The sequence below is a fragment of the Janthinobacterium sp. genome, from assembly GCF_009923995.1.
Classification (GTDB): Bacteria; Pseudomonadota; Gammaproteobacteria; order Burkholderiales; family Burkholderiaceae_D; genus Janthinobacterium.
In genome coordinates this window covers 1-25,528 of record NZ_RFSK01000073.1, presented here as the reverse complement: position 1 = coordinate 25,528, position 25,528 = coordinate 1, and the positions used below count along the sequence as shown (strand labels likewise).

22 protein-coding genes and 1 pseudogene are annotated in these 25,528 nt (G+C 65.0%); 11 read left to right on the top strand and 12 right to left on the bottom strand.

Translation table 11 applies throughout. From position 1 onward, the window contains the following. Positions 1-874, top strand: an 874-nt coding sequence (gene gluQRS / locus EBS11_RS24815; protein WP_290607516.1) for a tRNA glutamyl-Q(34) synthetase GluQRS, incomplete at its 5' end; no start/stop codon positions are given. 74 nt (positions 875-948) lie between these two features. Here the strand turns inward: gluQRS and EBS11_RS24810 are convergent. Further along, positions 949-3,180, bottom strand: coding sequence for a TonB-dependent receptor (locus tag EBS11_RS24810; protein ID WP_290607515.1), 2,232 nt, complete (start codon positions 3,178-3,180; stop codon positions 949-951). 525 nt (positions 3,181-3,705) lie between these two features. Between EBS11_RS24810 and EBS11_RS24805 the strand changes: the two genes are divergently transcribed. Both EBS11_RS24805 and bla read left to right on the top strand, forming a co-directional pair. Beyond that, positions 3,706-6,387 (top strand): PAS domain-containing protein, encoded by a 2,682-nt coding sequence (locus EBS11_RS24805; protein ID WP_290607513.1) that lies wholly within the window; start codon positions 3,706-3,708, stop codon positions 6,385-6,387. Continuing rightward, positions 6,380-7,273, top strand: coding sequence for a class A beta-lactamase (gene bla, locus EBS11_RS24800; protein ID WP_290607511.1), 894 nt, complete (start codon positions 6,380-6,382; stop codon positions 7,271-7,273). Before EBS11_RS24805 ends, bla begins: the two co-directional genes overlap by 8 nt. A gap of 142 nt (positions 7,274-7,415) precedes the next feature. Here the strand turns inward: bla and EBS11_RS24795 are convergent, their stop codons facing one another. From EBS11_RS24795 to EBS11_RS24785, 3 genes are all read right to left on the bottom strand, one after another. Then, a complete protein-coding gene (locus EBS11_RS24795) occupies positions 7,416-7,856 on the bottom strand; it encodes a DUF695 domain-containing protein (protein ID WP_290607509.1) in 441 nt (146 codons plus the stop codon). A 42-nt stretch (positions 7,857-7,898) separates the two neighbouring features. After that, positions 7,899-8,561: a hypothetical protein gene (locus tag EBS11_RS24790; RefSeq protein WP_290607507.1), complete on the bottom strand. Its 663-nt coding sequence runs from the start codon at positions 8,559-8,561 to the stop codon at positions 7,899-7,901. Between the two features lie 155 nt (positions 8,562-8,716). After that, the gene (locus tag EBS11_RS24785; RefSeq protein ID WP_290607505.1) at positions 8,717-9,577 is read right to left on the bottom strand and encodes a hypothetical protein; all 861 of its coding nucleotides are present in this window, start codon (positions 9,575-9,577) and stop codon (positions 8,717-8,719) included. A gap of 93 nt (positions 9,578-9,670) precedes the next feature. Between EBS11_RS24785 and EBS11_RS24780 the strand changes: the two genes are divergently transcribed. Continuing rightward, positions 9,671-10,645, top strand: coding sequence for a nucleoside hydrolase (locus tag EBS11_RS24780; RefSeq protein WP_290607503.1), 975 nt, complete (start codon positions 9,671-9,673; stop codon positions 10,643-10,645). 2 nt (positions 10,646-10,647) lie between these two features. Here EBS11_RS24780 and EBS11_RS24775 read toward each other — a convergent pair whose 3' ends face one another. The 6 genes from EBS11_RS24775 to EBS11_RS24750 all read right to left on the bottom strand — a co-directional run bounded on the left by EBS11_RS24775 (position 10,648) and on the right by EBS11_RS24750 (position 17,244). Continuing rightward, on the bottom strand, positions 10,648-11,655 hold the full coding sequence (locus EBS11_RS24775; RefSeq protein WP_290607501.1) for a PHB depolymerase family esterase: 1,008 nt from the start codon (positions 11,653-11,655) through the stop codon (positions 10,648-10,650). Positions 11,656-11,781: 126 nt separating this feature from the next. Then, positions 11,782-13,992, bottom strand: coding sequence for a TonB-dependent receptor (locus EBS11_RS24770; RefSeq protein WP_290607499.1), 2,211 nt, complete (start codon positions 13,990-13,992; stop codon positions 11,782-11,784). Positions 13,993-14,139: 147 nt separating this feature from the next. Next, the gene (locus tag EBS11_RS24765) at positions 14,140-14,934 is read right to left on the bottom strand and encodes an alpha/beta hydrolase (protein ID WP_290607497.1); all 795 of its coding nucleotides are present in this window, start codon (positions 14,932-14,934) and stop codon (positions 14,140-14,142) included. Between the two features lie 107 nt (positions 14,935-15,041). After that, positions 15,042-15,689, bottom strand: a complete 648-nt coding sequence (locus EBS11_RS24760) for a TetR/AcrR family transcriptional regulator (protein ID WP_290607495.1) — start codon at positions 15,687-15,689, stop codon at positions 15,042-15,044. 86 nt (positions 15,690-15,775) lie between these two features. Further along, complete coding sequence (locus EBS11_RS24755; protein WP_290607493.1) at positions 15,776-16,741, bottom strand: bifunctional helix-turn-helix transcriptional regulator/GNAT family N-acetyltransferase; 966 nt, start codon at positions 16,739-16,741, stop codon at positions 15,776-15,778. A 74-nt stretch (positions 16,742-16,815) separates the two neighbouring features. Further along, on the bottom strand, positions 16,816-17,244 hold the full coding sequence (locus tag EBS11_RS24750; protein WP_290607491.1) for a hypothetical protein: 429 nt from the start codon (positions 17,242-17,244) through the stop codon (positions 16,816-16,818). A 128-nt stretch (positions 17,245-17,372) separates the two neighbouring features. On the opposite strand from EBS11_RS24750, the gene EBS11_RS24745 reads away from it, so the two are divergent. Next, a complete protein-coding gene (locus EBS11_RS24745) occupies positions 17,373-17,873 on the top strand; it encodes a hypothetical protein (RefSeq protein ID WP_290607490.1) in 501 nt (166 codons plus the stop codon). 4 nt (positions 17,874-17,877) lie between these two features. On the opposite strand, the gene EBS11_RS24740 is transcribed toward EBS11_RS24745, so the two are convergent. After that, entirely contained in the window at positions 17,878-18,423 is a 546-nt protein-coding gene (locus EBS11_RS24740; protein WP_290607488.1) for a hypothetical protein, read from the bottom strand. Positions 18,424-18,589: 166 nt separating this feature from the next. On the opposite strand from EBS11_RS24740, the pseudogene EBS11_RS24735 reads away from it, so the two are divergent. Further along, positions 18,590-19,110, top strand: a pseudogene (locus EBS11_RS24735) (DUF1993 domain-containing protein). 46 nt (positions 19,111-19,156) lie between these two features. After that, positions 19,157-19,675, top strand: coding sequence for a hypothetical protein (locus EBS11_RS24730; RefSeq protein ID WP_290607485.1), 519 nt, complete (start codon positions 19,157-19,159; stop codon positions 19,673-19,675). A 3-nt stretch (positions 19,676-19,678) separates the two neighbouring features. On the opposite strand, the gene EBS11_RS24725 is transcribed toward EBS11_RS24730, so the two are convergent. Next, entirely contained in the window at positions 19,679-20,395 is a 717-nt protein-coding gene (locus EBS11_RS24725) for an SDR family oxidoreductase (RefSeq protein WP_290607483.1), read from the bottom strand. Positions 20,396-20,546: 151 nt separating this feature from the next. Between EBS11_RS24725 and EBS11_RS24720 the strand changes: the two genes are divergently transcribed. From EBS11_RS24720 to EBS11_RS24705, 4 genes are all read left to right on the top strand, one after another. Beyond that, a complete protein-coding gene (locus tag EBS11_RS24720) occupies positions 20,547-21,851 on the top strand; it encodes an MFS transporter (RefSeq protein ID WP_290607481.1) in 1,305 nt (434 codons plus the stop codon). Positions 21,852-21,934: 83 nt separating this feature from the next. Next, positions 21,935-22,528 (top strand): cysteine hydrolase family protein, encoded by a 594-nt coding sequence (locus tag EBS11_RS24715; RefSeq protein ID WP_290607518.1) that lies wholly within the window; start codon positions 21,935-21,937, stop codon positions 22,526-22,528. 463 nt (positions 22,529-22,991) lie between these two features. Beyond that, positions 22,992-24,572 carry an isocitrate lyase gene (locus EBS11_RS24710; protein ID WP_290607479.1) on the top strand — a complete coding sequence of 527 codons (1,581 nt, stop codon included), beginning with the start codon at positions 22,992-22,994 and terminating at the stop codon, positions 24,570-24,572. Positions 24,573-24,825: 253 nt separating this feature from the next. Then, entirely contained in the window at positions 24,826-25,458 is a 633-nt protein-coding gene (locus tag EBS11_RS24705; protein WP_290607477.1) for a LysE family translocator, read from the top strand. Positions 25,459-25,528: the final 70 nt, after the last annotated feature.

Below are 25,528 nucleotides of genomic sequence, written 5' to 3'. Positions count from 1 at the left end.
TTCCGGCCCCCTGCACATGGGCTCGCTCGTTGCCGCCATGGCCAGTTATCTCGATGCCAAGGTGCATCATGGAACGTGGCTGCTGCGCATCGAGGACCTGGACTATGACCGCAATGTCGAGGGTGCCGACCTGGGCATCCTGGCCAGCCTGCAGCGCTGCGGCATGCAGTGGGATGGCGAGGCGACGTGGCAGAGCCGGCGCTTGCCGCTGTACGAGGCGGCGCTGAAACAGTTGCAGGACGATGGCCTCGTGTATGCGTGCGGCTGTTCGCGCAAGGAGATCCAGGATTCCGTGCTGCAGGCGGGCGGCCCCAAGGGCGCGGCCGCCGTGTATCCGGGCACGTGCCGCCACGGCTTGGCGCCGGGCAAGGCGGCGCGGGCCTTGCGCCTGCGCGTGCCGCAGGGGGCCGCGGCCCGGTACGCTTTTGTTGACCGCTGGCATGGGCCGCAGCGGCAGGACCTGGCCGGCGAGGTGGGCGACTTCATCGTGCTGCGCGGCGATGGCTACTGGGCCTACCAGCTGGCCGTCGTCGTCGACGATGGCGCGCAGGGCATCACCCAGGTGGTGCGGGGGGCGGACTTGCTCGACTCCACGCCGCGCCAGCTGTATCTGCAGGACGTGCTGGGCCTGCCCCATCCCGGCTTCCTGCATGTGCCCGTCGTCACCAACGACAGCGGCGAGAAACTGTCGAAACAGACGGGCGCCCTCGCCTTCGACACGGGCACCAGCGCCGCGGACCTGCTGGCGCCGGCCTTGCTGCCCGCGGCCCGTTTCCTCGGGCTCGACGTGCGCGCGGACACCGTCGAGGATTTCTGGCGGCAAGCCATCCCCGCCTGGGCGCAGCGGCTGGCGCGCCTGCCCGAACAGGCATAAAAAAACCCGCCGCGGCGAACCGGGCGGGTAGCAATGCAGGCGCCAGCACATGGCCGGCGCCTGAAGTCTGGCAATTAGAAGTTGCCTTTGAATTGCACACCGAATTGACGTGGCTCATTGATGAAGCCCGTGCGGTTGTTGAAGTCGATGGCGCCCGTGATACGCTTGGTGTCGGTGATGTTGCGGCCAAACGCGGCCACTTCATACTTGCCGGCATCCCAGGTGTAGCCCACGCGCAAGCCGCCTTCGACCATCGGCTTGCCGGTGAACTCGGTTGCCTCATACAGGAAGAAGTTGATCTTGCTGCGGTACGCCCAGTCCGTGAAGACGAAGAATTCACCGTTTTCCATCGGGATCGAATAGCGGCCCGTGGCGGTGATCGTCCACTTCGGCGCTTGCGGCAGCGGGTTGCCGTCGATGATGGCGTTGCCGGCCGCGTTTTTCGGATCCGTCACGGTGCAGCGCAATGGATTGCAGGTGGCGATCGACAGGCTCGGGTCCTTGATCTCCGTGAAGTTGTAGCTGCCGCCCAGCGACATCTTCAGGCTAGGCGTGACGAAGCCTTCCAGTTCCAGTTCCGCGCCGCGGCCATTCGTCTTCGCGGCGTTGATCAGGCGCGTCACGTTCGACGTGCCGCCGACCACGGTCAGCTGCTGGTTTTTCACCTGGTAGTCATACACGCTGAACGCGACGCGGGCGCGACGGTCGAACAGGTCGGCCTTGATGCCCGCTTCGTACGAGGTGATGGTTTCCGCATCGGCCACGGTGACGGGCACGCTGGTGCTGGCCGGGGCGATACTTGGCGCGCGGAAACCGGTGGCGATACGGCCGTAGAAGTTCACGTCCTTGTTGTATTTGTACGTGCCGCTCAGGTCCCAGTTGACCTTGGCCTTGCTGACATCGGCGCTGGTCGGATTGACCTGCACGATGTTGTTCGCTTCCACCGTGTTGAAGTCCTTCTTGTCCTTGGTGTAGCGCAAACCGGCGCGCAGCATGAAGTCGTCGTTGACGGCGTAGTTGACGGAACCAAACGTGGCCCAGGCCGTGTTCTTCTGGCGGCTGGCCAGGTGCGAGGCCAGCACGTGCGTATCGGTATTGAAGGTGTCCGAGAAACCGTTGGCGTCTTCGTTGAAGTAGTACACGCCTGCCTGCCAGTTGAGCGGACCGGCATTCTTCGATTCGGCGCGGAATTCCTGCGAGTACTGCTTCACGCTGGTGATGCCGCCGGCCGTTTCAACCTGGAAAGGAATGAAGCCCGGACCCGTCGGCGCGCCGCCGTCGATGTCGCCGTGCGACACATAGCTGCCCACGTGTTCGAAGCCGGTGATCGAGTACAGCTTGACGCCGTCCAGGTCCCAGCTCAGGCGCGCGCTGGCGCCGTTGGTGCGCAGGTGCTGAAAGTTCGGCGCGTTCGTGAACGACTTGGTCGGGTCGAAGCCGTCGACGATGTCGTTCGTGCCCTGCTTGATCATGTTGGCGTAGAACACGCGCGCGCTGCCCGTGGTGTTGCGTTGATGCACGTTGAACAGGGCATTGAAGGTGGTGTTCGGTGCGTACAGCAGTTGCACGCGTTCGGCGTGTTCGTTGTAGCCGTCCAGCGCATCTTTCTGGCCGGTAAAGGTGTTGTCGACGTAATCGTCGCGGTGCTGGCGCAGGGTCGAGAAGCGCAGCGCCCATTCCTTGCTCAGCGGCACGTTGACGGCGCCATCGAAGTTGCTCGTGTTGTGCGTGGCCGTGGAGACGTTGTAATAGCCTTCGACCTTGTCCAGGTTGGGCTTGACGGATTCGAACTTGACGACGCCGGCCGGGGTGTTACGGCCAAACAGGGTGCCTTGCGGGCCGCGCAGCACTTCCACGCCGGCCACGTCGAAAATCGGATAACCCTTGAGGATGGGGTTTTCCTGCACCACGTCGTCGTAAATCAGGGAAACAGGTTGCGATGCAAAAATGTTGAAGTCGGTATTGCCGTAGCCGCGGATGTAGAAGCGGGGGAAGGTGCGGCCGTTCGACGATTCCACGTTCAGGCTCGGCACCTTGCCGGCCAACATGCGGATATCTTGTCCGCCGGATACCAGCACGTCGAGCTTCTCGTCGCGCAGCAGCGAAACAGACACGGGGACGTCGCGGATATTTTCCTTGCGGCGCTGTGCCGTGACGGTCACGGTTTCCAGCTGGCTGGCGGCAGGCGCCGTATCAGCAGCGACTTCGTCAGCGTACGCCGAGCCGATAGGCAAGGCCGCGGACAATGCCAGCATGGCGGCGCTTTTGGCGCACAAACGCTTGTGCATCTTGGACATTTTGATCATGTTGTTTCCCAGAAGTTTAAAAAAAGAATTGCGAAATCTGTCTTTCTTGCAACCTGTCTCCGGAATGTGTACGGCGCTGGACGATCGTTTGCACCATCCTGGTGCAGCAGCGCGAGCGGATGTCTCCCCGCTCTCGGCGTCACTGGCTCTGTCCTGGCTGTCACATGGGCTGACAGCGGTTCCGGCCGCATCTCTGGGATGTCTGATGAACGCCAACTTTTCAGTAAGGCGCCACTTTATTTCACGCGGCTTATGCGCCGCAAGAATATTGTTATGTAAAATATTTATTCGTCAACATTAACGGCTGACTAGTGGTTATTCAGCCACACTACGGCCAAAGTATTGCTGTTTTGTCCATTTTTTGCAGACTGTGCCGGCGTTTGGGCATGGCGGCGAAATTGCGCCACCAGCGCCCTGAAAGACACGCCTGCGCCGGCATTTGACTGTAATATCGCCGTACTTGAGCATGCCCTGCTGCCACATTCCGGTGCAGCGGGGCCGCACCGCACCATAACGACCCTATCCATGCCCGAACCCAGCCAGCACAGCCATACCGAGCCATCTTCCCCCACCGCCGCCCAGGCCGCGCATCTGCTGCTGGGCGCACACTGCGACATCGTCTGGAGCACGAAAACCTTCGGCCTGTTCGACGCCGACCAGCCTTCCTGGCGCGCCTACACGGGCCAGAGCGAAGCGGAGCTGTTGGGCCGTGGCTGGGTCAATGCCCTGCATCCCGACGACCGCAACTTGCCCTACGTCATGCCGACGGAACTGACCACCGTGTTCGAGACGGAATACCGGCTGCGCCACGTCAGCGGCGCCTACCGCAACGTCATCGTGCGCATGCTGCCCGTGCGCGCGCCCGACGGCACGGTGCTTGAATGGCTCGGCTCGCATTGCGACGTGACGCAGCAGCGCCAGACGGAACAGCGGCTGCGCCTGGCCATGCAGGGCGGGCGCATGGGCACGTGGGAAATCGACCTGGGCAGCGGCAGCATGACGTGCTCCGCCGCCTTCATGGCCAACCTGGGCCTGCCCCCTGCCGGCAGCATCGATTACGCGCAGCTGACGGCGGCCATGCTCGACGGCGACCTGCAGCACTGGCAGGCCGTGGTGCACGCGGCGATCGCCAGCGCCAGCGATTTCGAGATCGACATCCGCGTGCGCTGGCCCGATGGCTCGCTGCACTGGGCGCACATGCGCGGCACCTGCGCCAGCGACGGCGCCGGCAACGTGATCGCCCTGTCCGGCATCTCGCTCGACTTGACGGCCAGCAAGCACAATGAAGAAACCCTGCGCCTGACCCTGGCGGCCGGCGAAGTGGCCACATGGAACTGGGACATCGTCGCCGACAGGGTCACGGCCGACAGCAACATGGCGCGCTTGTTTCCCATCGATACCGGTGCGGCCGCGGCCGCGCCGCTGGCGCGCTACCTGGACATCATCCATCCCGATGACCGCGAGCAAGTCGGCGCGCAGATTGCGCACGCACTGCAGGCGCACGCGCCGTTCGAGGCCAGCTACCGGGTGGCCGCCGGCGATGGCCAGTACCGCTCGGTCATCGCGCGGGGCCGCGTGGAGTACGCGGCCGACGGCACGCCCCTGCAACTGCCCGGCGTGCTGCTCGACATCACGCGCCAGAAACAGGTGGAAGATGCGCTGCGCCGCAGCGAGGAACGCTACCGCACTCTGATCGAGCTGATGGACCAGGCTTTTTGCGTCATCGAAATGCTGTACGACGAGCAGGGCCGCCCCGTGGATTTCCGCTACCTGGAAGGCAATCCCGCCTTCGTCAAGCAATCCGGGCTGGAGGACGCCATCGGCAAGACCATCCGCAGCTTCGTGCCCGACCATGACCAGCACTGGTTCGACCTGTACGACCAGGTGCTGAAAAGTGGCGTGCCCGTGCGCTACGAAAACGAGGCCGTGGCCATGGAGCGCTGGTTCGAAGTCTTCGCCGCGCGCCTGGGCGGCCCCGGCAGCCGTTTGCTGACGGTGCTGTTCAGCGACATCAGCGAGCGCAAGCGCTCGGAACAGCAGTTGCGCCAGCTGGCCGACAACCTGTCCGAAATGGACCGGCGCAAGACGGAATTTTTGGCCACCCTGGCGCACGAACTGCGCAACCCCCTCGCGCCCATCCGCAACGGCTTGCAGATCATGCGCCTGGCGGCCGACAAGCCTGCCACCGTGGCGCGCGTGCGCGACGTGATGGAGCGGCAAGTCAACCAGATGGTGCATCTGGTCAACGACTTGCTGGACGTGGCCCGCATCACGCGGGGGCAGATCGAACTGCGGCTCGAGCGCGTGGACTTGAAAGCCATCATCGCCAGCGCCGTGGAAACGAGCATGCCGCTGATCGAAGCGAGCCGCCACCAGCTGCAGGTGCAGCTCGCCGACGAGCCGCTGCCCCTCGACGCCGATCCCACGCGTCTGGCGCAGGTGCTGGGCAATCTGCTCAACAATGCCGCCAAGTACACGCCCGCAGGCGGCCGCATCACCTTGCGCGCGCGGCGCGACGGCGCGCAGGCATTGATCGAAATCAAGGACAGCGGCGTGGGCATCCCCGCCGACTCCATCGCCACCGTGTTCGACATGTTCACGCAGGTGGGACAGAACATGGGCCGCGCCCAGGGCGGCCTGGGCATCGGCCTGTCGCTGGTGCGGCGCCTGGCCGAGCTGCATGGCGGCAGCGCGGCGGCGGCCAGTCCCGGCGCCGGCCTGGGCAGCACCTTCAGCGTGCGCCTGCCCCTGCTGGCGCCGCAGCAGGAGACGCCAGCCGGCGCGGCCACCGCCGTACCGGCCGCGCCCGCCAGCGGCCGCCGTTTCCGCGTGCTGGTGGTCGACGACAACGTCGATGCGGCCGATACCCTCGCGGCCGTGCTCGACATGATGGGCCATGCCACGCAAGTGGTGCACGATGGCGCGCAAGCCCTGGCCGTGGCGCCGCAATTCTTGCCTGACGTCATCTTCCTCGATATCGGCCTGCCCGGCATGAGCGGTTACGACGTGGCGCGCGCCTTGCGCCGGACGCCGGCCGGCGCCGCCGTCGTGCTCGTCGCGTTGACGGGCTGGGGCGCCGAGAACGACCGCAGCCAGTCGAGCGCAGCCGGCTTCGACCACCATCTGACCAAGCCGGCCAACCTGCTCGCCATCGGCGAACTGCTGGCCACCCTTTCCACCCCACCAACACCTGCAGACCATGACTGAATCCCTGAACCACACCCGCCGCCACCTGCTGCTGGCGGGCGGCGCCGCCCTGCTGCTCCCGTCGCCGCAGCTCTTCGCCGCGCCTGCCGTTTCCACCGCCGACGCGGCCGCGCAGCTGGCCGCGCTGGAACAGGCGGCCGGCGGACGCCTGGGCGTGGCCGCCTGGCGCACGGACAGCGAGCGGCGCGTGAGCCACCGTGGCGATGAACGCTTTCCCCTGTGCAGCACCTTCAAGGCCATGCTGGCCGCGGCCGTGCTGGCCCGCAGCGCCGGCGAAGCAGGTTTGCTGGAACAGCGCGTGCGCTACGAGAAAAAAGAACTGGTCACCTATTCGCCGCGGACGGAAAAGCATCTGGCGGACGGCATGACGGTGGCCGAGCTGTGCGCCGCCACCTTGCAGTACAGCGACAATAGCGCGGCCAATTTCCTGATGAAACTATTGGGCGGGCCGCAAGCCGTGACGGCGTTTGCGCGCAGCATCGGCAATACGGTGTTCCAGCTGGAGCGCTGGGAAACAGAGCTGAACAGCGCCATCCCCGGCGACGGGCGCGACACGGCCAGCCCTGCGTCGATGGCGCACAGCCTGCAGCAATTGCTGTTGGGGACGAGCCTGCCGGCGCCCCAGCGCCAGCAGCTCGATAGCTGGATGCGTGGCAACACCACGGGCGACCAGCGCATCCGCGCCGGCGTGCCGGCCGGCTGGCAGGTGGCCGATAAAACGGGCTCGGGCGCCTATGGCAGCGTCAACGACATCGGCGTGGCCTACCCGGCCAGCGGTGCGCCGCTGGTCATCGCCGTGTACTACACGCGCGAGCAAAAGAATGCGGACACCAACCAGGACATCATCACGGCCGCCACGCGCATCGTGGCCGCCGCCCTGGCCTGATTAAATCCAACCCTGATCAATCCGTCGCGAGCGGAAGAGAGGCCCGGCGCCCCCGCTGCGCCGGGAGCGGAACCGTGTTCACACGGGGCAGCCGAGGCAGTGACCATCGCAGGCGGCAGATCACGGCGCGCAGCAGGTTTGATCAGGTCGTTGGAGGCAGGGCCGCCATGAAACCGGCATACGTCGACCAGGCGGGATCGGCCGCGCTGCGGATTTCAATCGGGAACTTCGGACGTGGCGCCAGCGCCGTGTTGAGGCGATTGAAAAACTCTTCGCCCGACTGCGTGTAGTAAATCCATTCGCGCAGGTTTTCGCCCGTCGACACGAGGGCCAGGGTGGCAAAGCCGTCTTCTTCCACCACGGGTGCCAGCGCCGCTTCCAGCTCTTCCATGTGCTCGCGCTCGTTCGGCGCGGGCATGCCCGTCTCGTCTTCGTAGCGCCAGGCGATGATGATGCGGTCCGGCTGCGACGACAGGTCCCAGTCGTCGTGGAAAGCGTCGACGTAGCGGTAAATGATGGCCATCTCGTCGCTATGCGTGACGATGGTGCCCCAGCTGCGGGCGGAAGTGGAATTCTGGTTCATGGTTGCAACAGTCAAAAAAGGATCGGGCAAAGGGCGAGCAGTCTACAGCACTGGCGGGCAAGTCACATTCCACGCGTCATACTGGGCACCGCTCTTGCGCAGCCAGATGCGCGCGTAGCTGTCGCGGTCGCTCTTGAATACCAGCGCATAGCGCTCCTCGGCGCGCGGCGCGGCGGCGCCCACGTCGACGGCCGCCAGCGAGAATGTCCGCGCGCGCAGCGGAGCGCAGGCCGTGTTACCCGCCATCAACAAACGCGCCCGCTCCAGCAGCGATTTCTGGTACAGCAGCACGCCTTCCAGTTCCGTATCGGGAATACGCTGCAGCATGCGCACGGGTTCGGCCACGGGACGGCACGTGCCCCGGTCCAGCCAGGCAAAATATTCCATGCCCGCTTCCTGCCAGCGCGCCTCCTTGCCGTCCCCCTGCAGCACGAACTTGGTGCGCTGCGTACGGCACAGTGCGCCATGGCCGCGGTACGGCGGCGCTTCCACGCTGCCCACCACTTCGCGGCCCCGCCCGCCCACCACGGGCACGCTCTCGAACACGGTGCGGGCGGCGGCCTCGCCCGGATACTGCTGCGCATAAAACGCCAGCAAAGAGGCGCGCTGCGCCGCATCCACGGCCACCGCGTCGGCAGCGCTGGCGGAAGCACACGCAGCCGCCACGACACACAGCGCCAAGGGGCGCAAGAAACTTCCTGGCATGGTATTCCTTTAATCGCAATTCCAGGGCGGGTATCGCCCAAGCGCAGATTATATAGTTACCAGGAAATACAGGGAGCGTGCGGCGTCAGGCGCTGCGGAGGGAGGCGGGCGGCGCAAAGATGACGCTGCCTTCAAAGGCGAAACGCTCCCGGTCTCTACGGCATCGCGCCATCGAGTACCTGCCACAACACTTGCCGCTTCGCCGCCAGCGCGGTGTCCGTCAAGCTCCATGCTTCCAGGCGACGCGCGTAGGCGGGCGTCATCATCCAGCCGAAGACTTCCGCCTTGTCTTCCTCGGGGCCGTAGGCCGCGTACAGGCTGACCATGCCGGGGTGCGGGTGGCCCAGGTTCTGGAAGCCCTTGCCATAGGCCGTGGCGCCGCCCTGGCCGTAGGCCGTGCCGGGCGGGTTCAGGGCCAGCCAGGCGGGGTCGCGGTAATAGAAATCGTTGAACAGGCGGTATTCGATGAAATGATAGTACTCGTGGTGCACGCGCAGCTCCATGCCGGATGGACACATCGCGGCCAGCAGGTTGTCGGCGTAGACGACGCTGTCGATTTCCGGTGCCGGCATGGCCAGGCGACGCTGGCCGTCCACGCTCAGGTCCTTGACCAGCACGACGTGGCGCAAGCCCGTCCGCGCGAAGACGCCGGCCGGGTAGCGCTCCATGGCCGGCAGTACGATGCTAAGCAGCAAGTTCAAGCCGGCCCGGTCCTGCGCCGAGTCGTCAAACGCCTGCGCCGCGCCGCCGGGCATGGCCAGGGTCCAGGCGGGCGCCAGCTGCAGGGCCGCCAGGCGCGCCGTGGCAATGGCGCGCAGCTGCGCCACGCTGGCATCCTGCGGCGCCACGGGCGCATAGCGCACGTTCCAGTCGCACTCGCTGCGCATGCTGTCTTGCTGGGCAGCACGCTCGAACGCTTCCCTGCCGGCGGCCGCTGGCGTGGCCGTGCCGACGCTGGCACAACCTGCCAGCAGGAACACACCGAGAACGGAGGGCAGGAGACGGCAAGGCGGCATGGCGGCTTTCATGGGGGAAGGATGGCGGCATTGTACTGATGCCAGGCCCCTGCCTGCTAAAATCGCCGCGCCCCCACTCCTTCCAGACCTGCCATGTCCTCCTGCCTTTCCCTGCTGCGCCGTGCCGCGCTGCTCCCCTTCCTGCTGTGCGCCGCCCTGCCCGCCCATGCCGCCAGCGCCGCGCCCGCGCACAAGGTCATCGTCGACATGGATATCGGCGACGACATCGACGACGCCTTCGCCCTGGCCCTGCTGCTGCAAAGCCCGGAAATCGAGATCGTCGGCATCACCACCGACTGGGGCGACACGGCCTTGCGCGTGCGCCTGCTGGAACGCCTGCTGCGCGAAACGGGCCACGCCGGCATTCCCGTCGCGCAGGGCATCACGACGTCCAACCCGACGCCCTTCACGCAGGCGCGCTACGCGCAACGGGGCTTGCCGCCGTCACGGCCGCCGCAGGATGCCATCGACTTTATGTTGCGCGAGATCAAGCGCCAGCCCGGCCAGGTCACCATCCTGGCCCTGGGCCCGCTGACGAACATCGGCGCTGCCATCGCGCGCGACCCTGCCGCCTTCGGCAAGGTGAAACAGGTGGTCATGATGGGCGGCTCCGTGCGCGCCGGCTACCGCAAGTCGCAGTACGTGCCCGTGCGTCCGGCCGACAGGGAATACAACATCGCGTCCGACGTCAAGGGCGCGCAATCGCTGTTCGGCTCCGGCGTGCCCATCGTCATGATGCCGCTCGATTCGACGCAGATCCGCCTCGACGAAGTGGAACGCAACGCCATCTTCGGCCACGGCTCGCCGCTGACGGACGCCGTCGCCCTGCTGTACCACCAGTGGATTGATGCGTATCAACCCTGGTCCAGCAACATGCCGTCGCTGTTCGACGTCGTGCCCGCCACCTGGCTGCTCGACCCGGCCAGCTGTCCCACGACGCCGCTGCGCGTCCAGGTCACGGACGACGGCCTGACGCGCGAAGTGGCGGGCCAGCCCAATGCGCAAGTGTGCCTGGCAGCGGACCAGCCGCGCTTCTTCCAGCTCTTCATGCAGCGCCTGCTGAAATAACTTCAGCGCTGATAATTCTTGAAGAAATTCCAGCTGATGAGGGTGGCGTCCGGACCCAGTTCATCGCTGAAGGGCCAGCCGGGAGGGCCGCCGCTCCACGCGTGGTTCATGCCCTCGACCGTGTACTTTTGCGCGATGACGGCGCCGTTGTGCACGTAGGTGTCGATGGAATAGCTGCGGCCGTACGGCACCGTCTGGCGCACGATGCTGTCGGCACGGTAGCGCACGCTGTCATTGTCGAGGCCATCGTCGCCGTAGTCGCTGGTCTGCAGGAATTGCTCGATGGTCTGCTCGCCGTTGATGGGGTTGACGACGATGTCGGACGTGCCGTGGAAGACCATCGTCGGCATCAGCCGGCGCGGCGAGCCGGAGCAGCGCCAGGCATCCTTGCCCCGCACTTTCGGGTCGAAGGAACTGCCGTTGAACAAGGAATCGGCGGCCGTGACCATGCCGATGGCGCCCTTGTACATGCCGCCCGAATGCACCATCACGGCGGCGAACACGTCCGAATAGCAGGCGGCCATGATGGAGGCCATGGCGCCGCCGGCCGAGATGCCCGTGACGTACACGCGGCTGTCCTGCACCGCATACTTGCCCTTGACCTTGTTCAGGATGCCCATCAGCACGGCCGGCTCGCCCGTGCCCCGTTCCTGGTTCAGGGGCAGCATGAAATTCCAGCAGCGCATGGGGTTGGCCGTGGCGTTCTGGCGCGGGTAGACGACGATGAAATTCTCGCTGTCGGCCAGCTCGTTGTAGCGGCTGACGGCGGCCATGCTGTTCGGCTCGGACCCGCAGCCGTGCAGCATCAGCACGACGGGCAGCGGCGTATTCGGATTGTAATTGCTCGGCAGCCACACCTGGTACTCGCGCGAACCCCACAGGCTCGCGTACAGGCCGAAGTCCCACTGCCCGGCCGATGCCGGCAGCGCGGCCAGCAAGCCGCAGGCGGCGATGCATGCCGTGTGCAGGTGACGCCATTGATGAAGCCATGTCTGCTTTTGATTTGCCATGCCAGTCTCCCATGATTGTTATTGACAACGAGAACAGCGACAACGAACCGGCTTGACGCATGTCAAGCCGGCCCTTCCGGCCGGCGACGCCGGACCCGGCGGGTCCGGCCCCGCTAGTCGAGAACCTTAAAACTTGTAGGCGGCCTTGGCGATGATCTGGCGCGGCGGGCCGTAGAAGCCGTCGAGGATGTACAGGGCGGGAATGTTGTAGCCATCCGTGCGGTAGCGCTTGTTGCCCAGGTTGCTGCCGTGCAGGCTGAAGGTCCAGTTCTTCGGCGCTTCCCACACGACGCCGGCCGTCCACATGCTGTAGCCGCCCTGCGCCAGGATCTCGCTCAAGTCCGTCGTCGGATACACCTTGCTCCGATAACCGTAGCCGACCATGCTGCGCAAGGCGCCGCCGAACACGTCGCGGTCCGTGCGCGTCAGGTTCAGGCCCACCTGGCGCCGCGGCGTGTTGCTGAACTTTTGCGTATCCGCAATGTTCTTGCCGCCGCTCATGAATTCGTCGTAGCTGGCGTTGAGCAGGGCGAGGAAACCGTTGACTTCCCACTGGCGGTTCGGCCGCCACGAAAATTCGAACTCGGCCCCTTTCACGGTGCCCTTGCCCGCATTCGTGAAGTCGCCATAGAAACCGGGCAAGCCGCCCGGCTGCACGTAGCTGGTGAAGACGGACAATTGGATGTCCTTGTAGCGGTTGTAGAACAGGGCCACGTTGGCATCGAAGGTGTCGTCCGGCGCCGCGTACTTCATGCCCACTTCCAGCGCATCGAGTTTTTCATCCTTGTACGGCCGCGCGGAATCGGGCACCACCAGGTTGTTGGCGCGCACGTTGTAGCCGCCGGACTTGAAGCCGCGCGACAGGTTGCTGTAGAAATTCGTCGTCTTCGATGCTTCGTAGCGCACGGACAACTTCGGCGAGGTATTGCTGACCGACAAGGATTTATCGAAGTCGGCCACCGTCTGGATGGGGCGCGTAAATCCCGCGTCGGCAAAGGCGCGGTTGAGCACGATGGCGCGCTTTTCTTCGCGCGTGTGGCGCAGGCCCGCATTGATGCTCCACGCCTTGCCCACGGGCCAGGTCCAGTCCGTGTACAGCGCCGTGCTGTCCGTCTCCACCGTGCTGACGGCGGCCGTGAACTGGCGCCCCAGGAAGTTGTTGTAGATGCCGCCGCCGGCCGTGCCTTCGAAGCGGTACAGGCCGATCACGCCGGCGCCATAGTCGCCGCTGTACGAGGCCTGCAATTCCAGGCTTTTCTGCTCGTCGCGCGAATCGCCGAAGACGTCGGCGATGGGCTGCGGCAAGCCGTCGAAGTCGATGGTCTGCTCGGACGTGCTGCGCCGCTTGGCGCCGATCACTTTCACGGACCAGTCGTTCGACAAGGTGTAGTTGGCCACCAGCGAGCCGCCCCGGTTATGCGTGAAGTTGTTGCCCGGCATGCCGCTCTGGATATCGTAGGCGCTGGTGCTCGGTGGCCGCTTGAGCGGGTCGAAGGCGCTCACGCCCATGCGCTGGAAGCCGCGCACGCCCGATTTGTCGTCCGTGGCGTCCAGGCTCAGCACGACGGTGAGCGGGATGTCCTGCGGAAAGTAGCCGACGGACAGGCGCGCCGCCGTGCTGTCCTGGTCGCTGACCTGTTCGCCATTGAACGTGTTGCGGCCGAAGCCGTCGCGGTCCAGCTTGGCGGCGGCCAGGCGCGCGCGCCAGGTGCCGTTTTCATTGGCCACGTTGAAGGCGGCCTTGAAGTTGCGCTGATTGTAGTTGCCCAGGCCCACTTCCGCCGAGGCGCCGTTTTCCTTCGCCAGCGGACGCGAAATGTACTTGATGGCGCCGCCGATGGTGTTCTTGCCATACAGGGTGCCTTGCGGGCCGCGCAGCACCTCGATGCGCTGCACGTCGAACACGTCGAGCAGGGCGCCCTGCGGGCGGGCCATGTAGACGTCGTCGAAATAAATGCCCACGCCCGGGTCCACGCCCCAGACGGGGTCGGCCTGGCCCACGCCGCGGATGAAGGCCGTCAGGGTGGTGTTCGTGCCGCGCGAGGCGTACACGGTCAGGTTCGGCACGTGCTCCTGCAAGTCGGCCAGGTTCTGGATATTCGCCCGTTCCAGGGCCTTGGCGGAAAACGCCGTGACGGCCAGCGGCACGTCCTGCAGCCGCTCTTCGCGGCGGCGGGCGGAAACGGTGACGGTTTCCATGCGTTCCTTCGCGTCGCTGGCCTCGCCGGCGCTCTGGCCGGCGGGGGCGACCGTCTCCTGCGCCAGCGCATGGGTGGAAAGGCTGAAGGCGCCGGCAACGGCGAGGGCGGCGGGCATTAATTTCAAAGCAAGTTTCATAGCGTCTCCAATGTCAGGCTTGCTGGCCGCCGGGAAAGATGGCCGGATGTCGGAATCACGAGGCGTAACGGTACCCGCGCGCGTCTAGCGAGCACCTGCCCTGCGATGTCCGGCGTCCAGCCCCCTGCCCTGCGGCAAGTGGCCTGTTTATTTTGAATGTACGGCGAGGAAGGACTGCAACAAGGTATTCACACGCTGCGCCTGGTCCAGGGGCGTAGCGTGGCGCGAATTCGCGATGACTTCGAATTCGCACTGCTGAAACTGTGCGGCAAAGGCCCGCTTGCTGGCGACGGGCGTGTAATCCTGGTCGGCCGCCATGATGAGGACGGGCATGGCCAGGGCCGGGAAATGCGGGCTGATATCCCAGTGAAAGATGGCGTCCAGCGCGGCCAGGTAGGCGCGCTTGTCCATGCCCGCCATCTGCGCGGCGAAGCGTTCGACGAGCGCCTGCTGGGCCGGCTCGGGAAACAGTTTCCTGCCGATGATGCGGCCCATGGCTTTCAGGCCGAAGGTGGCGATCACCGTGCGACGCAGCCAGTAGGCGAACAGCAGCGACGCGGGCTTGCTGCCCTGGAACGGTTGCGAGTTGATCAGGCACAAACTGGCCACCCTGCCGGGGGCGCGGTTGGCCATTTCCAGGCCCACCATGCCGCCCAGGGAAAAGCCGACGATGTGCGCGCGCGCCACGTCGAGCTGGTCCATCAGATTGAAGAGGTCATTGGCGAAGTCACCGATCTGCCAGTCGCCACGCGGTGCGGGACTGGCGCCATGGCCGCGCAGGTCGGGCACGATCAGGCGATAGCTGCCGCCGAGGGCGTCGATCTGCGGGCGCCAGTCTGGGCCGCAGGAACCAAGGCCATGCAACAAGAACACGGGATCGCCCTGTCCCTTGCCCAGGTCGAGGTAATGCAATGGAACATCGGATGTCGTGTGACGCCGCATTCTGTCTCCTTGCTGTTGAACATGCTTTGTGTTCAGGTGCAGGAATATGTTTTCCTGCTGTTGGAAAACATAATACGGAATCCGAATTCCGATTTCAAGTTAAATCGCTAAATATCTGAAGTCAGGTAATTTAAAGCAACACGCACCAGTTCATCCTCGAGCGCCGCGCCCGACAAAAAGGACAGCGAGCCGGACAACACGTGCTGGTTCAGGATGCCCAGCAGCACGGGCGGCACCACCATCATGGCTTGCGTGGGGTTCGGGTGACGGATGCTGGCCGACTTGCTGGCCAGTACGGCCACCGTGCGCTGCGAAATCAGGTGATTGATCTGGTGCACCTTGTCGCGGAACTGCGCGTCCTGCGAGCAGCGCGTGATCAGGGCCCGCAGCACGCCGCGCCGGCCCGTGTTGACGGCCACGAACATGGCCACCATGGCGCGGATGAACTCTTCCAGGCTGCGCCCTTCCCACTGGCGCAGCTCCGTCAGGGTCTCGACCTTGTCCACCATGTCGGAAAAAAAGCGCTGCAGCAGCAAGCGGCTCAGGGTGTCCTTGTCGCCCAGCAGGCGGTAGAACGTGCCCACGGAGGTTTCCGCCAGCTTGGCCAGGTCGGCCACGCCGATTTCATCGAAACGGTTTTCCGCCAGCAACTGTTCGCCCACCAGCAGCAGGCGCTCGAAGGCCTGCTTGCTGCGCGCCTGGGTGGGCTCCGGGGGAACGATCATCTGCGGGAAGGGCATCGGGAAGGAAGGCATGCGGCGTCGGCGTCTCTCGATAGTGGAACCAAGGTTCCGTTATGGGTGCCCGTATTGTAACGCGAGAGACGGCCGATGGGGAGCATTCAGCCGCGCGGCCTGCCCTGCCATTCCATATAGACGTCGGCGCGCTGGTAATGGGCGTCGCCCGCGGGCCGCGCCGCATGCGTAAAACCGCTGCTGGCATACAGGCCGATGGCGGGCGCCAGCTTGCTGTTCGATTCCAGGAACAGCAGCGGCGCGCCGCTGGCCTCGAAGGCGTCGAAGGCACGCTCGATCAGGCGCCGCGCGATACCCAGGCCCTGGCATTGCGGCGTGACGGCCATCTTCGACAATTCGATGCTGCCGTCGCCGGCGCGGATCAGCGCGCACGTGCCGACGATGCGATCGTCGAGGCGCGCGAGGAAGATCTGCCCGCCGCCGTCCAGGATCGAGCCTTGCGGGTCGGACAGCACCAGGTCGTCCAGCGCCTCGACATAAAAGTAGCGCTCCAGCCAGGCGATGTTCAGGCGCTTGAAGTCGGCCGCGTACTGCGGCGCATAGTCGATGATCTCCACGGCGGCACGCTCCCGCTGGCGCCGGCAGCCGGCGATGGTCTCGCCGAAACCCTGCGCCTGCAGGCGCGCTTCGGCCCGCTCCAGCAGCGCCATGAACTGCGGCGTGCCTTGCGCGAATGCCACGTCGACGGCGGCGCGCACATCGTCCCACAGGGGCGCCATGCTCTCCAGCAATTGCCGGCCCGCGTCGGACAGCGCCAGCAGGCGCCGCCGCTCATCCTTGGCGTCCGGCATCTCCGCCACGACGCCCGCGTCGAGCAGCTTGCGCCCCAGCTGCACCACCACGGGATGCGTCTGCCCGATCTGCGCGGCCAGCGCCGTGATGGACGTGGGGCCGTTGTCACGCAACAGCAGCAACAGGGGAAAACAGCGCGAGCTGAGCTCGACGCCGGCCGCCAGGTAGCTGGCATCGACGCCCGCATACAGTTGATCGGACAGGCGGCGCAGGCGGCTGCCCAGCATCAGGGAACCATAGGTTTGCAGGGTGGAAGACATGTTGGGCAGGATATGTGTAAGTAGTTACGTATACCCTAACGCAAACGGGCTTTCCAGGTCAAGCGCAGCGTGCGTTACTCCCCATCCTCCGCCAGCGCCGCCTCCAGCCTGGCCTGGAATACCGACCCGGCCAGCTCGCCCAGGGCCGGCCACACCTGCGTCAGCCAGCGCCGGCCCGCCTCGCTCGGCTCCACGTAAGGGTCGCTGCGCGTGGCGCAGGCCAGGCCGATGGCGATGACCTGCTCCGCATCGTCCATGCCGCCCGCGATCATGGCGTCGATCGGCAAGGCGATCAGTTCGGCGGTCAGATGGGGACGCAGCAGGCAGGCGGGCGCGATGATGGCGAACGACGCTTCCACGTAACTCCAGCAGTTGGTGGGCCAGTGGGCGTTTTTCACATTTTCCAGGAAGACAGCATCACTGAGCCTTTCCGGATGCTCCTGCGCCTGCGCATAGAAGGCGGCCAGGGCGACGAGTTGTGGCGGGGAAGTCCAGGTGGGCATCGGTCTTGATCCAGGCAGAACCGCACTGGGCTGGCGGCGATGGCGGACTGTAACATGCTCAAGGAACACGCTGAAACACCCATCGCCGGGCATAATCATGGCCGCCGCCACTCTCGCCAGTCACAGCCATGCCAACAGCCTTTGAACTCTGGAAAGCCGAACTTTTAATTGTGGGCAATATCGTCCAGGACGACGACAGCACCACGCCGCCCGATGAAGCGCAGCGGCGCTTCCAGCGCTACTGCGCCATGCTCGATGCACTGACGGGCGCGGAAGGCGTGCAGTACGCGCTGGCCATTTTCCAGTCCGTGCAGGCCGAGCACGACTATGGCGCCTACCAGACGGCCAACCGCGCCGCCTGGCGCTTCGGCGAACAAGCGTATTGCGCGGCCCTGCTGCAGGAACTGCCGCGCCTGATCAATACCTTGCCCGACTGGGCTGGCGACTTTCTCGTCGGCATCGCCAACGGTGCCGGCACGCCCCATGCCCCGGCCATCACCTGTTTCAACACCCTGCTGGCCGCCGCGCCGCCGGCCGAGCGGGCGCTGATCGCCGCCTTCATCGCGCAGGAAGAAGACGATGGCTGGTTCGCGCATTGCCCCGGCGTGCTGGGCGCCGGCCAGGGCTGACGGTTTAAGCGGCGCTGCGGCGCTTGAACACCACCGTGGCGCGCGGCTGGGCGTCGCGCTCCAGGTGATACGTGAGCGTCGTGCCATCGGCGCTGACGCTGATGGTCCACACATTCGTGGCGGCCCCCTTCACCAGCCTGGCCGTGTAGTCGTCTGCCAGGAACGATTGCGACAAGGCCGATCCCGTGGTGCTGGCCATGCCGCCATACATGGTCACGGCGTCGGGCGTGCCGTCCGCGTGGCGGTGGTCATGCTGCAAGGCCAGTCCCGTCGGCGTGCGGCTGATGATCCAGGTGCGCGACTTGTCCTCGCCCACCTGGAACGGCACCTTGATTTGCCTGTCGCTGCAGGCGGCAAAATCGGCCTGCAGGCGCTTGCCGGCGAAGTCATGCTGGGGATCCTTCGGGTAGACCAGCACGCCGTCAAACTGCTGGCCGCACAGGCTTTTCAGGGTCGCGAAGAATTGATCGCGCGCATCCTGCGCTTGCGCAGCGGCCGACAGCAAGCCCAGCAAGGAAGCGAAGGCAGCGGTGGTGAGGAATGATTTCATGGGGATCCTATCGGGAAAATACGCAATGCCGGGCACGCAGCCAAGGCCGCCATGGTAGCGGGAACGGCAGCGCTTTAGCAATTCATTACAAATTTCAATATGCTAATATCTGGCCCGCCTTGGCCCTGCCTGGCGCCCTGCATCTCCATTCAGTCGAGGACGCTCCATGTCTGTCTACGCCATCACCATCCCCTGCTTTGCACAAATGCTGCAGTCCTTGATGACGCTATTAAGCAAGGGCGAGGAGCGCGCCCGGGCACTGGGCTTCGCTCCGCAAAACCTGCTCGACGCGCGGCTGGCGCCGGACATGCACACCCTGGCCAGGCAAGTGGAATTGAGCTGCACCCAGGCGCAGGAGGCCGTCAGCCGGCTGACGCGGCAAGCGCGGCCCAGGCTCGCTACGCCCGCGGACATGGCAGCCGCCAGGGCGCTGATCAACGATACCCTGCTCATCCTGGCCGCCGCCGACCGCAGCCTGATCGACGCCAGCGCGCTGCAGCCCGTGCCGGTCACCCTGGCCGATGGCCTGACCTTCGACATGACGGGCCACGAGTACGCCGTGAACTGGGCCACGCCGCAGTTCTCTTTCACCTGGTGACGGCGTACAACATCCTGCGCCACAACGGCGTGCCGCTCGGCAAGGCGGAATACGTGCAGCATATGTTTGCCTACGCGCGCCCGGGCTGACGGCGCATCCTGTTCCACGCCCACCTCATTCACATTGGAAAGAACCATGCTGTTATCCCTCGACGATCCCCTCTGGCCCACCCTGGAAGGCGGCTACCGCCTGCCTTACGATGCTGCCGAGGCCCTCAAGGCCATGCAGGCGGGCGACGACGTCTGGCATGAGCTGTGGGAAGAGTTGCACCACCAGGGCGACGTGGGCGTCGCCTCGTATGCGGCCGTGCCCCAGCTCGTCCACCTGCTGGGGGGCGCCGCGTCGCGCGAGGAAGATTTCTATGCGCTCATCGCCCTGATCGAACTGGAGCGCCACCGCCCCCACAATCCGCCGCTGCCGGACTGGCTGGCCGACAGCTACCGCGATGCCTGGGCGCAGCTGCCCGCCATCGCCGCGCGCGACCTGCAAGGCCAGCTGGACCCCGTCATGCTGGAATCCGTGTTCGCCGTGCTGGCCCTGGCCAAGGGCAACTTGCGCCTGGGCGCCCTGCTGCTGCAGATGGACTCGTCCGAAGCGGACGAGTGGCTGGAAGAGCGTCTCGGCTGGAGCGAAGTCTACGGCGCAGACGCGTAGGAGCTAAAAACGCTCGTCGCGCAGCGCCGGCATCACCAGCTCGCGCACGAACGAAGCATTCGACAGGTTCAGCAGCATGCGCACGACGGCGAGCACGTCGTGCACGGGAATCAGCTCGCCCTCGCCCCGCGCGCTGGCGTCCGCCAGCGGCACGGACAGGCCATCACAGGTATTCAGATAACCGAGCTGCAGCGCCGTCACGGCCAGCCCCTGTGCGCGGAAACCCTCGCGCAAGGCGTCGGCGATGCCGTTCAGGGCGAATTTCGACGCGCTGAACGTCACTTCCGGGCGCCCGCTCTGGCGCAGGCCGGACGTGGACCCCGTGAGTATCAGCTGCGGCTTGCTGCTGGCCAGCAAGCGGGGCACCAGGCGCTTGAGCAGCAAGATCGTCGCCGTAATATTCGTATTGACCATGTCGACGATGGTATCGTCCCCATCGCCGAGGAAAGCGTAGTCGTCGCTGAAGGCCTTTTCTTCCCATACGCCCAGGTTGTAGATCACCGCGTCCAGCACGGCGGGCGCTGCGCGCGCAATGCGTTCGACGGCCTCGGCGGGCGCTGCAAGGTCTGCCGCGATCCATTGCAGCTGCGTGTCTGGGCCGGCGGGCAAGTCGGCAGGTTGCTGGCGCGATACGCCGATGACAGCATGCCCGTCAGCGAGCAAACCGTCCACCAGCGCGCGTCCCAGGCCCCGGCTGGCGCCCACGATCATGATGTGCATGCAGTGTCCTTTCCAATGAAGTCAACGCCGATGATAGCGGCGTTGTATTAAGCACAGCTGAGGCGGCTCCCCATTTCCCCGCGTTTACTCACGGGGCGGAAATGCGTATGCTAGGTCTGGCAATCTCCGATAACACACAAGAACGAGACACATGCCTACCTCCACCACCGCCGCAAGCAACGCCGCAAGCCGTCCCCTCACCCAACAAGACTACAAGACCCTGTCGCTGGCCGCCCTCGGGGGTGCGCTGGAGTTCTACGACTTCATCATCTTCGTCTTCTTTGCCAACGCCATCGGCCAGTTGTTCTTCCCGCCGGAAATGCCGGAATGGCTGCGTTTGCTGCAAACCTTCGGCATCTTCGCGGCAGGCTACGTCGTGCGCCCGCTGGGCGGCATCGTCATGGCCCACTTCGGTGATTTGCTGGGCCGCAAGCGCATGTTTACTCTCTCCATCCTGATGATGGCCGTGCCGACCCTGCTGATCGGCCTGCTGCCGACCTATGCCACCATCGGCCTGGCGGCGCCATTGCTGCTGCTGTTGATGCGCATCTTCCAGGGCGCGGCCGTGGGCGGCGAAGTGCCGGGCGCCTGGGTGTTCGTGTCGGAACACGTGCCCAGCCGCTTCACGGGCTTTGCCTGCGGCGTGCTGACGGCGGGCCTGACGGTGGGCATCCTGCTGGGCTCGCTCGTGGCGACGGGCTTGAACACCGTCTACACACCGGCAGAAATCACCGACGGCGCCTGGCGCTATCCGTTCCTGCTGGGCGGCATCTTCGGCTTCGGCGCCATGTATCTGCGCCGCTGGCTGCATGAAACGCCCGTGTTTGCGGAAATGCAGCAGCGCAAGGCGCTGGCCACGGAAATGCCATTGAAATCCGTGCTGCGCAGCCACCGCGGCGCCGTCGTCGTCTCCATGCTGCTCACATGGATGCTGTCGGCCGGCATCGTCGTCGTCATCCTGATGACGCCTGCCCTGCTGCAAAAGATCCACCACATCGCCCCTCGCACCACCCTGGTGGCCAATACCGTGGCGACCCTGTGTCTGGCCTTCGGCTGCATCATCGCCGGCATGCTGGCCGACCGCCTGGGCGGCAAGCGCGTGATCTTCGTCGGCTCCGTGCTGCTGGCCATTTCCACGTATGTCTTCTACACCACCATCGGCAGCCGCCCCGACCTGCTGCTGCCCCTGTATGCCATGACGGGCCTGTTCGTCGGCGTCGTCGGCGCCGTGCCCTACGTGCTGGTGCAAGCCTTCCCGGCCCAGGTGCGCTTCTCGGGACTGTCGTTTTCCTACAACCTGTCGTACGCGATTTTCGGCGGCCTGACGCCCGTGGTCGTGACCCTGATGCTGAAAAACAACGTGCTGGGCCCCGCCTACTACGTGATCGGCGTGTGCGCGATCGGCATGCTGACGGCCCTGTTCATCAAGGACCAGCGGCAGACGGTGGGACGCTAGACTCGCCTCCCCTCCTGCAGTCACTCCAGCTTATCTCTCCCGGCAGGCGCTGCGTGCGCCTGCCCTCCCCCGAGGCCGCCAGCATGCATGTCCACATTCCCGCCCTGATCCTCATCGACATGCAACAAGGCATGGCCAGCCCCGCTGCCGGGCCCCGCAACAACCCCGCCGCGGAGCGCCAGATCGCCGCCCTGCTGCAAGCCTGGCGCGCGGCGCACGCCACCATCGTGCATGTGCGCCACATTTCCCGGACACCAGGTTCGCCCTTCTGGCCGGGCCAGCCCGGCGTGGCATTCCAGGCAGCGCTGGCGCCGCTGCCGGAAGAACATGTCGTGGAGAAAAATGTCCCCGATGCCTTCATCCATTCGGGACTGGAACGGTGGCTGCGCGTGCGCGGCATCGGCAAGCTCGTCATCGCAGGTGTGAGCACCAACAATTCCGTCGAAGCCAGCGCGCGCACAGCCGGCAACCTGGGCTTTGACACGCAGGTCGTCGCCGACGCGTGTTTTGCGTTTGCACAAATCGATTATGCGGGCACGCCGAGAACGGCGGACGAGGTGCATGCCATGGCGCTGGCCAATTTGCAGGGCGAGTATGCGCAGGTGGTGACGGCGGCGGACGTGATCGGCGCGCTGCCCCGTCCAAGCCTTGCGCCAGCGCATCCCCCTGCCCGCTAAGGTTGCGGGCAGGGTTGCCCGCGAAGTCGCCCACAAAGTTGCCCGCGAACTTGTCCGCCGAGCTGTTGCTGGCACGCGACAGTTGCGCCGGAAGTGCCGTCGGGCGCGGTCTTGCGCACCGTGCTGGCAGGCACGCGCACGACTATGCCGCCTCCGGGTGGCTTTTTTTTTCGTCCCGATTGTCGCGCTGCACCAAAATCTGAAAAGACGTTTCATATCGCGGAATCCGCACGGACAATGGCCCACTTCGCCACTCTCACTTTTTGAAAACTCATTCCACATCATGAAAAATCACAATTAACCCATTGAAAAACAAAGAGTTAATTTAAGTTATATGTCTTATATAAGACTTGAAGATCGGCGCGAATCGGCCTACTATTTAGTCATGCAGTTTGCTTCGACAAGACGTTGTGGCGCACGCGGCGATTTTCTCAAACATAGCTTTTCTTTTTAGGAGATTCACATGTCCCAATACCAAGACGACATCAAAGCTGTTGCCGGTTTGAAAGAGCAACAAGGCAGCGCCTGGAACGCCATCAATCCCGAGTCCGCCGCCCGCATGCGCGCCCAGAACAAGTTCAAGACCGGCCTGGACATCGCCCGCTACACGGCGAAGATCATGCGCAATGACATGGCCGCCTACGATGCGGACCCGTCGAAGTACACCCAGTCGCTGGGTTGCTGGCACGGTTTCATCGGCCAGCAGAAGATGATCTCCATCAAGAAGCACTTCAACAGCACCGACCGCCGCTACCTCTACCTGTCCGGCTGGATGGTCGCCGCCCTGCGCTCCGAGTTCGGCCCGCTGCCGGACCAGTCCATGCATGAGAAAACCGCCGTCTCGGCCTTGATCAAGGAGCTGTACACCTTCCTGCGCCAGGCCGATGCCCGCGAACTGGGCGGCCTGTTCCGCCAGCTGGACGCCGCACAAGGTGCAGAGAAGCAAGCCATCCAGGCCAAGATCGACGGCCACGTGACCCACGTCGTGCCCATCATCGCCGACATCGACGCCGGTTTCGGCAATGCGGAAGCCACCTACCTGCTGGCGAAACAGTTCATCGAAGCGGGCGCCTGCTGCATCCAGATCGAAAACCAGGTGTCCGACGAGAAACAATGCGGCCACCAGGACGGCAAAGTGACGGTGCCGCACGAAGACTTCCTGGCCAAGATCCGCGCCATCCGCTACGCCTTCCTGGAACTGGGCGTGGATGACGGCATCATCGTCGCCCGCACCGATTCACTGGGCGCAGGCCTGACCAAGCAGATCGCCGTCACCAACGAACCAGGCGACCTGGGCGACCAATACAATTCCTTCCTCGATTGCGAAGAAGTGTCGGCCGACGCGCTGGGCAATGGCGACGTCATCATCAAGCGCGAAGGCAAGCTGCTGCGTCCGAAACGCCTGCCGAGCAACCTGTTCCAGTTCCGCGCCGGTTCCGGCGAAGAGCGTTGCGTGCTCGACTGCATCACCTCCTTGCAAAACGGCGCCGACCTGCTGTGGATCGAAACGGAAAAACCGCATATCGCGCAAATCGGCGGCATGGTCAGCGAAATCCGCAAGGTCATCCCGAACGCCAAGCTGGTGTACAACAACAGCCCCTCGTTCAACTGGACCCTGAACTTCCGCCAGCAGGTCTACGACGCGATGAAAGCGGCCGGCAAGGACGTGTCCGCCTACGAGCGCAGCCAGCTGATGAGCGTGGAATACGACCAGACGGAACTGGCCGCCACGGCCGACGAGAAGATCCGCACCTTCCAGGCCGACTCGGCCCGTGAAGCGGGCATCTTCCACCACCTGATCACCCTGCCGACCTACCACACGGCAGCCTTGTCGACGGACAACCTGGCCAAGGAATACTTCGGCGACCAGGGCATGCTGGGCTACGTGGCCGGCGTGCAGCGCAAGGAAATCCGCCAGGGCATCGCCTGCGTGAAACATCAAAACATGTCCGGCTCGGACATCGGCGACGACCACAAGGATTACTTCAGCGGTGAAGCGGCGCTGAAGGCGGCGGGCAAGGACAACACCATGAACCAGTTCTGAGCCCTGGGCTTGACGGTTGAGTAAAAAACCCGCTTCGGCGGGTTTTTTTGCGTCTGCGCAATGGATGGCAGCGCCTGGGCCGGCGCTTTTCCCGCATGGCCATCGCAGCGGTTTTCTGTCGGACAGGCAACTTTCAGGTGTGATAATCTATTTCCACCCGTGGCTGCCCCGCGCAGCGACGGCCTGCCCGGCAGGCCCATATCCACCCTATCGTGGCATCCCGCATGGCATTCATTTCTTCTGGAGGTATAGCGTGCCTGATGTAACCGCCTTGCTGATGTTCGGACTCGTGGCCCTGGGCATGGCGCTCACGCCCGGCCCCAACATGGTCTACCTGATTTCCCGCTCCATCAGCCAGGGCCGGCGCGCCGGCTTCATCTCGCTGGGCGGCGTGGCCCTGGGCTTCGTCTTCTATATGCTGTGTGCCGCCTTCGGCATCACGGCCTTCGTCTTCGCCGTGCCCTACGCCTACGACGTGCTGCGCTTTGGCGGCGCCGCCTATCTGCTGTACCTGGCCTGGCAGGCGCTGAAACCGGGCGGGCGCTCCGCCTTTGCCGTGCGCGATTTGCCCGCCGACGGACCGCGCAAGCTGTTTCTCATGGGTTTGATCACCAACCTGGCCAACCCGAAGATCGCCGTCATGTATTTGTCGCTGCTGCCGCAATTCATCACACCCGGGCACGGCAGCGTGCTGGCGCAATCGGTGGCGCTGGGAACGGTGCAGATCGCCGTCAGCGTGGCCGTCAATGCGGTAATTGCCATGCTGGCCGGGTCGATCGCGGGCTTCCTGGCGGGCCGCCCCCGCTGGGTGCTGCTGCAGCGCTGGATGATGGGCGGCGTGCTGACGGGCCTGGCCGTGAAGATGGCTTGGGAAGGACGCAAGTAGCGTTTCCCGCCCGCCGGGGCAGCGAGCGGCGGCCCGTCGGCGGGCGTGGCCCGCCATGCCGCGGCATGGC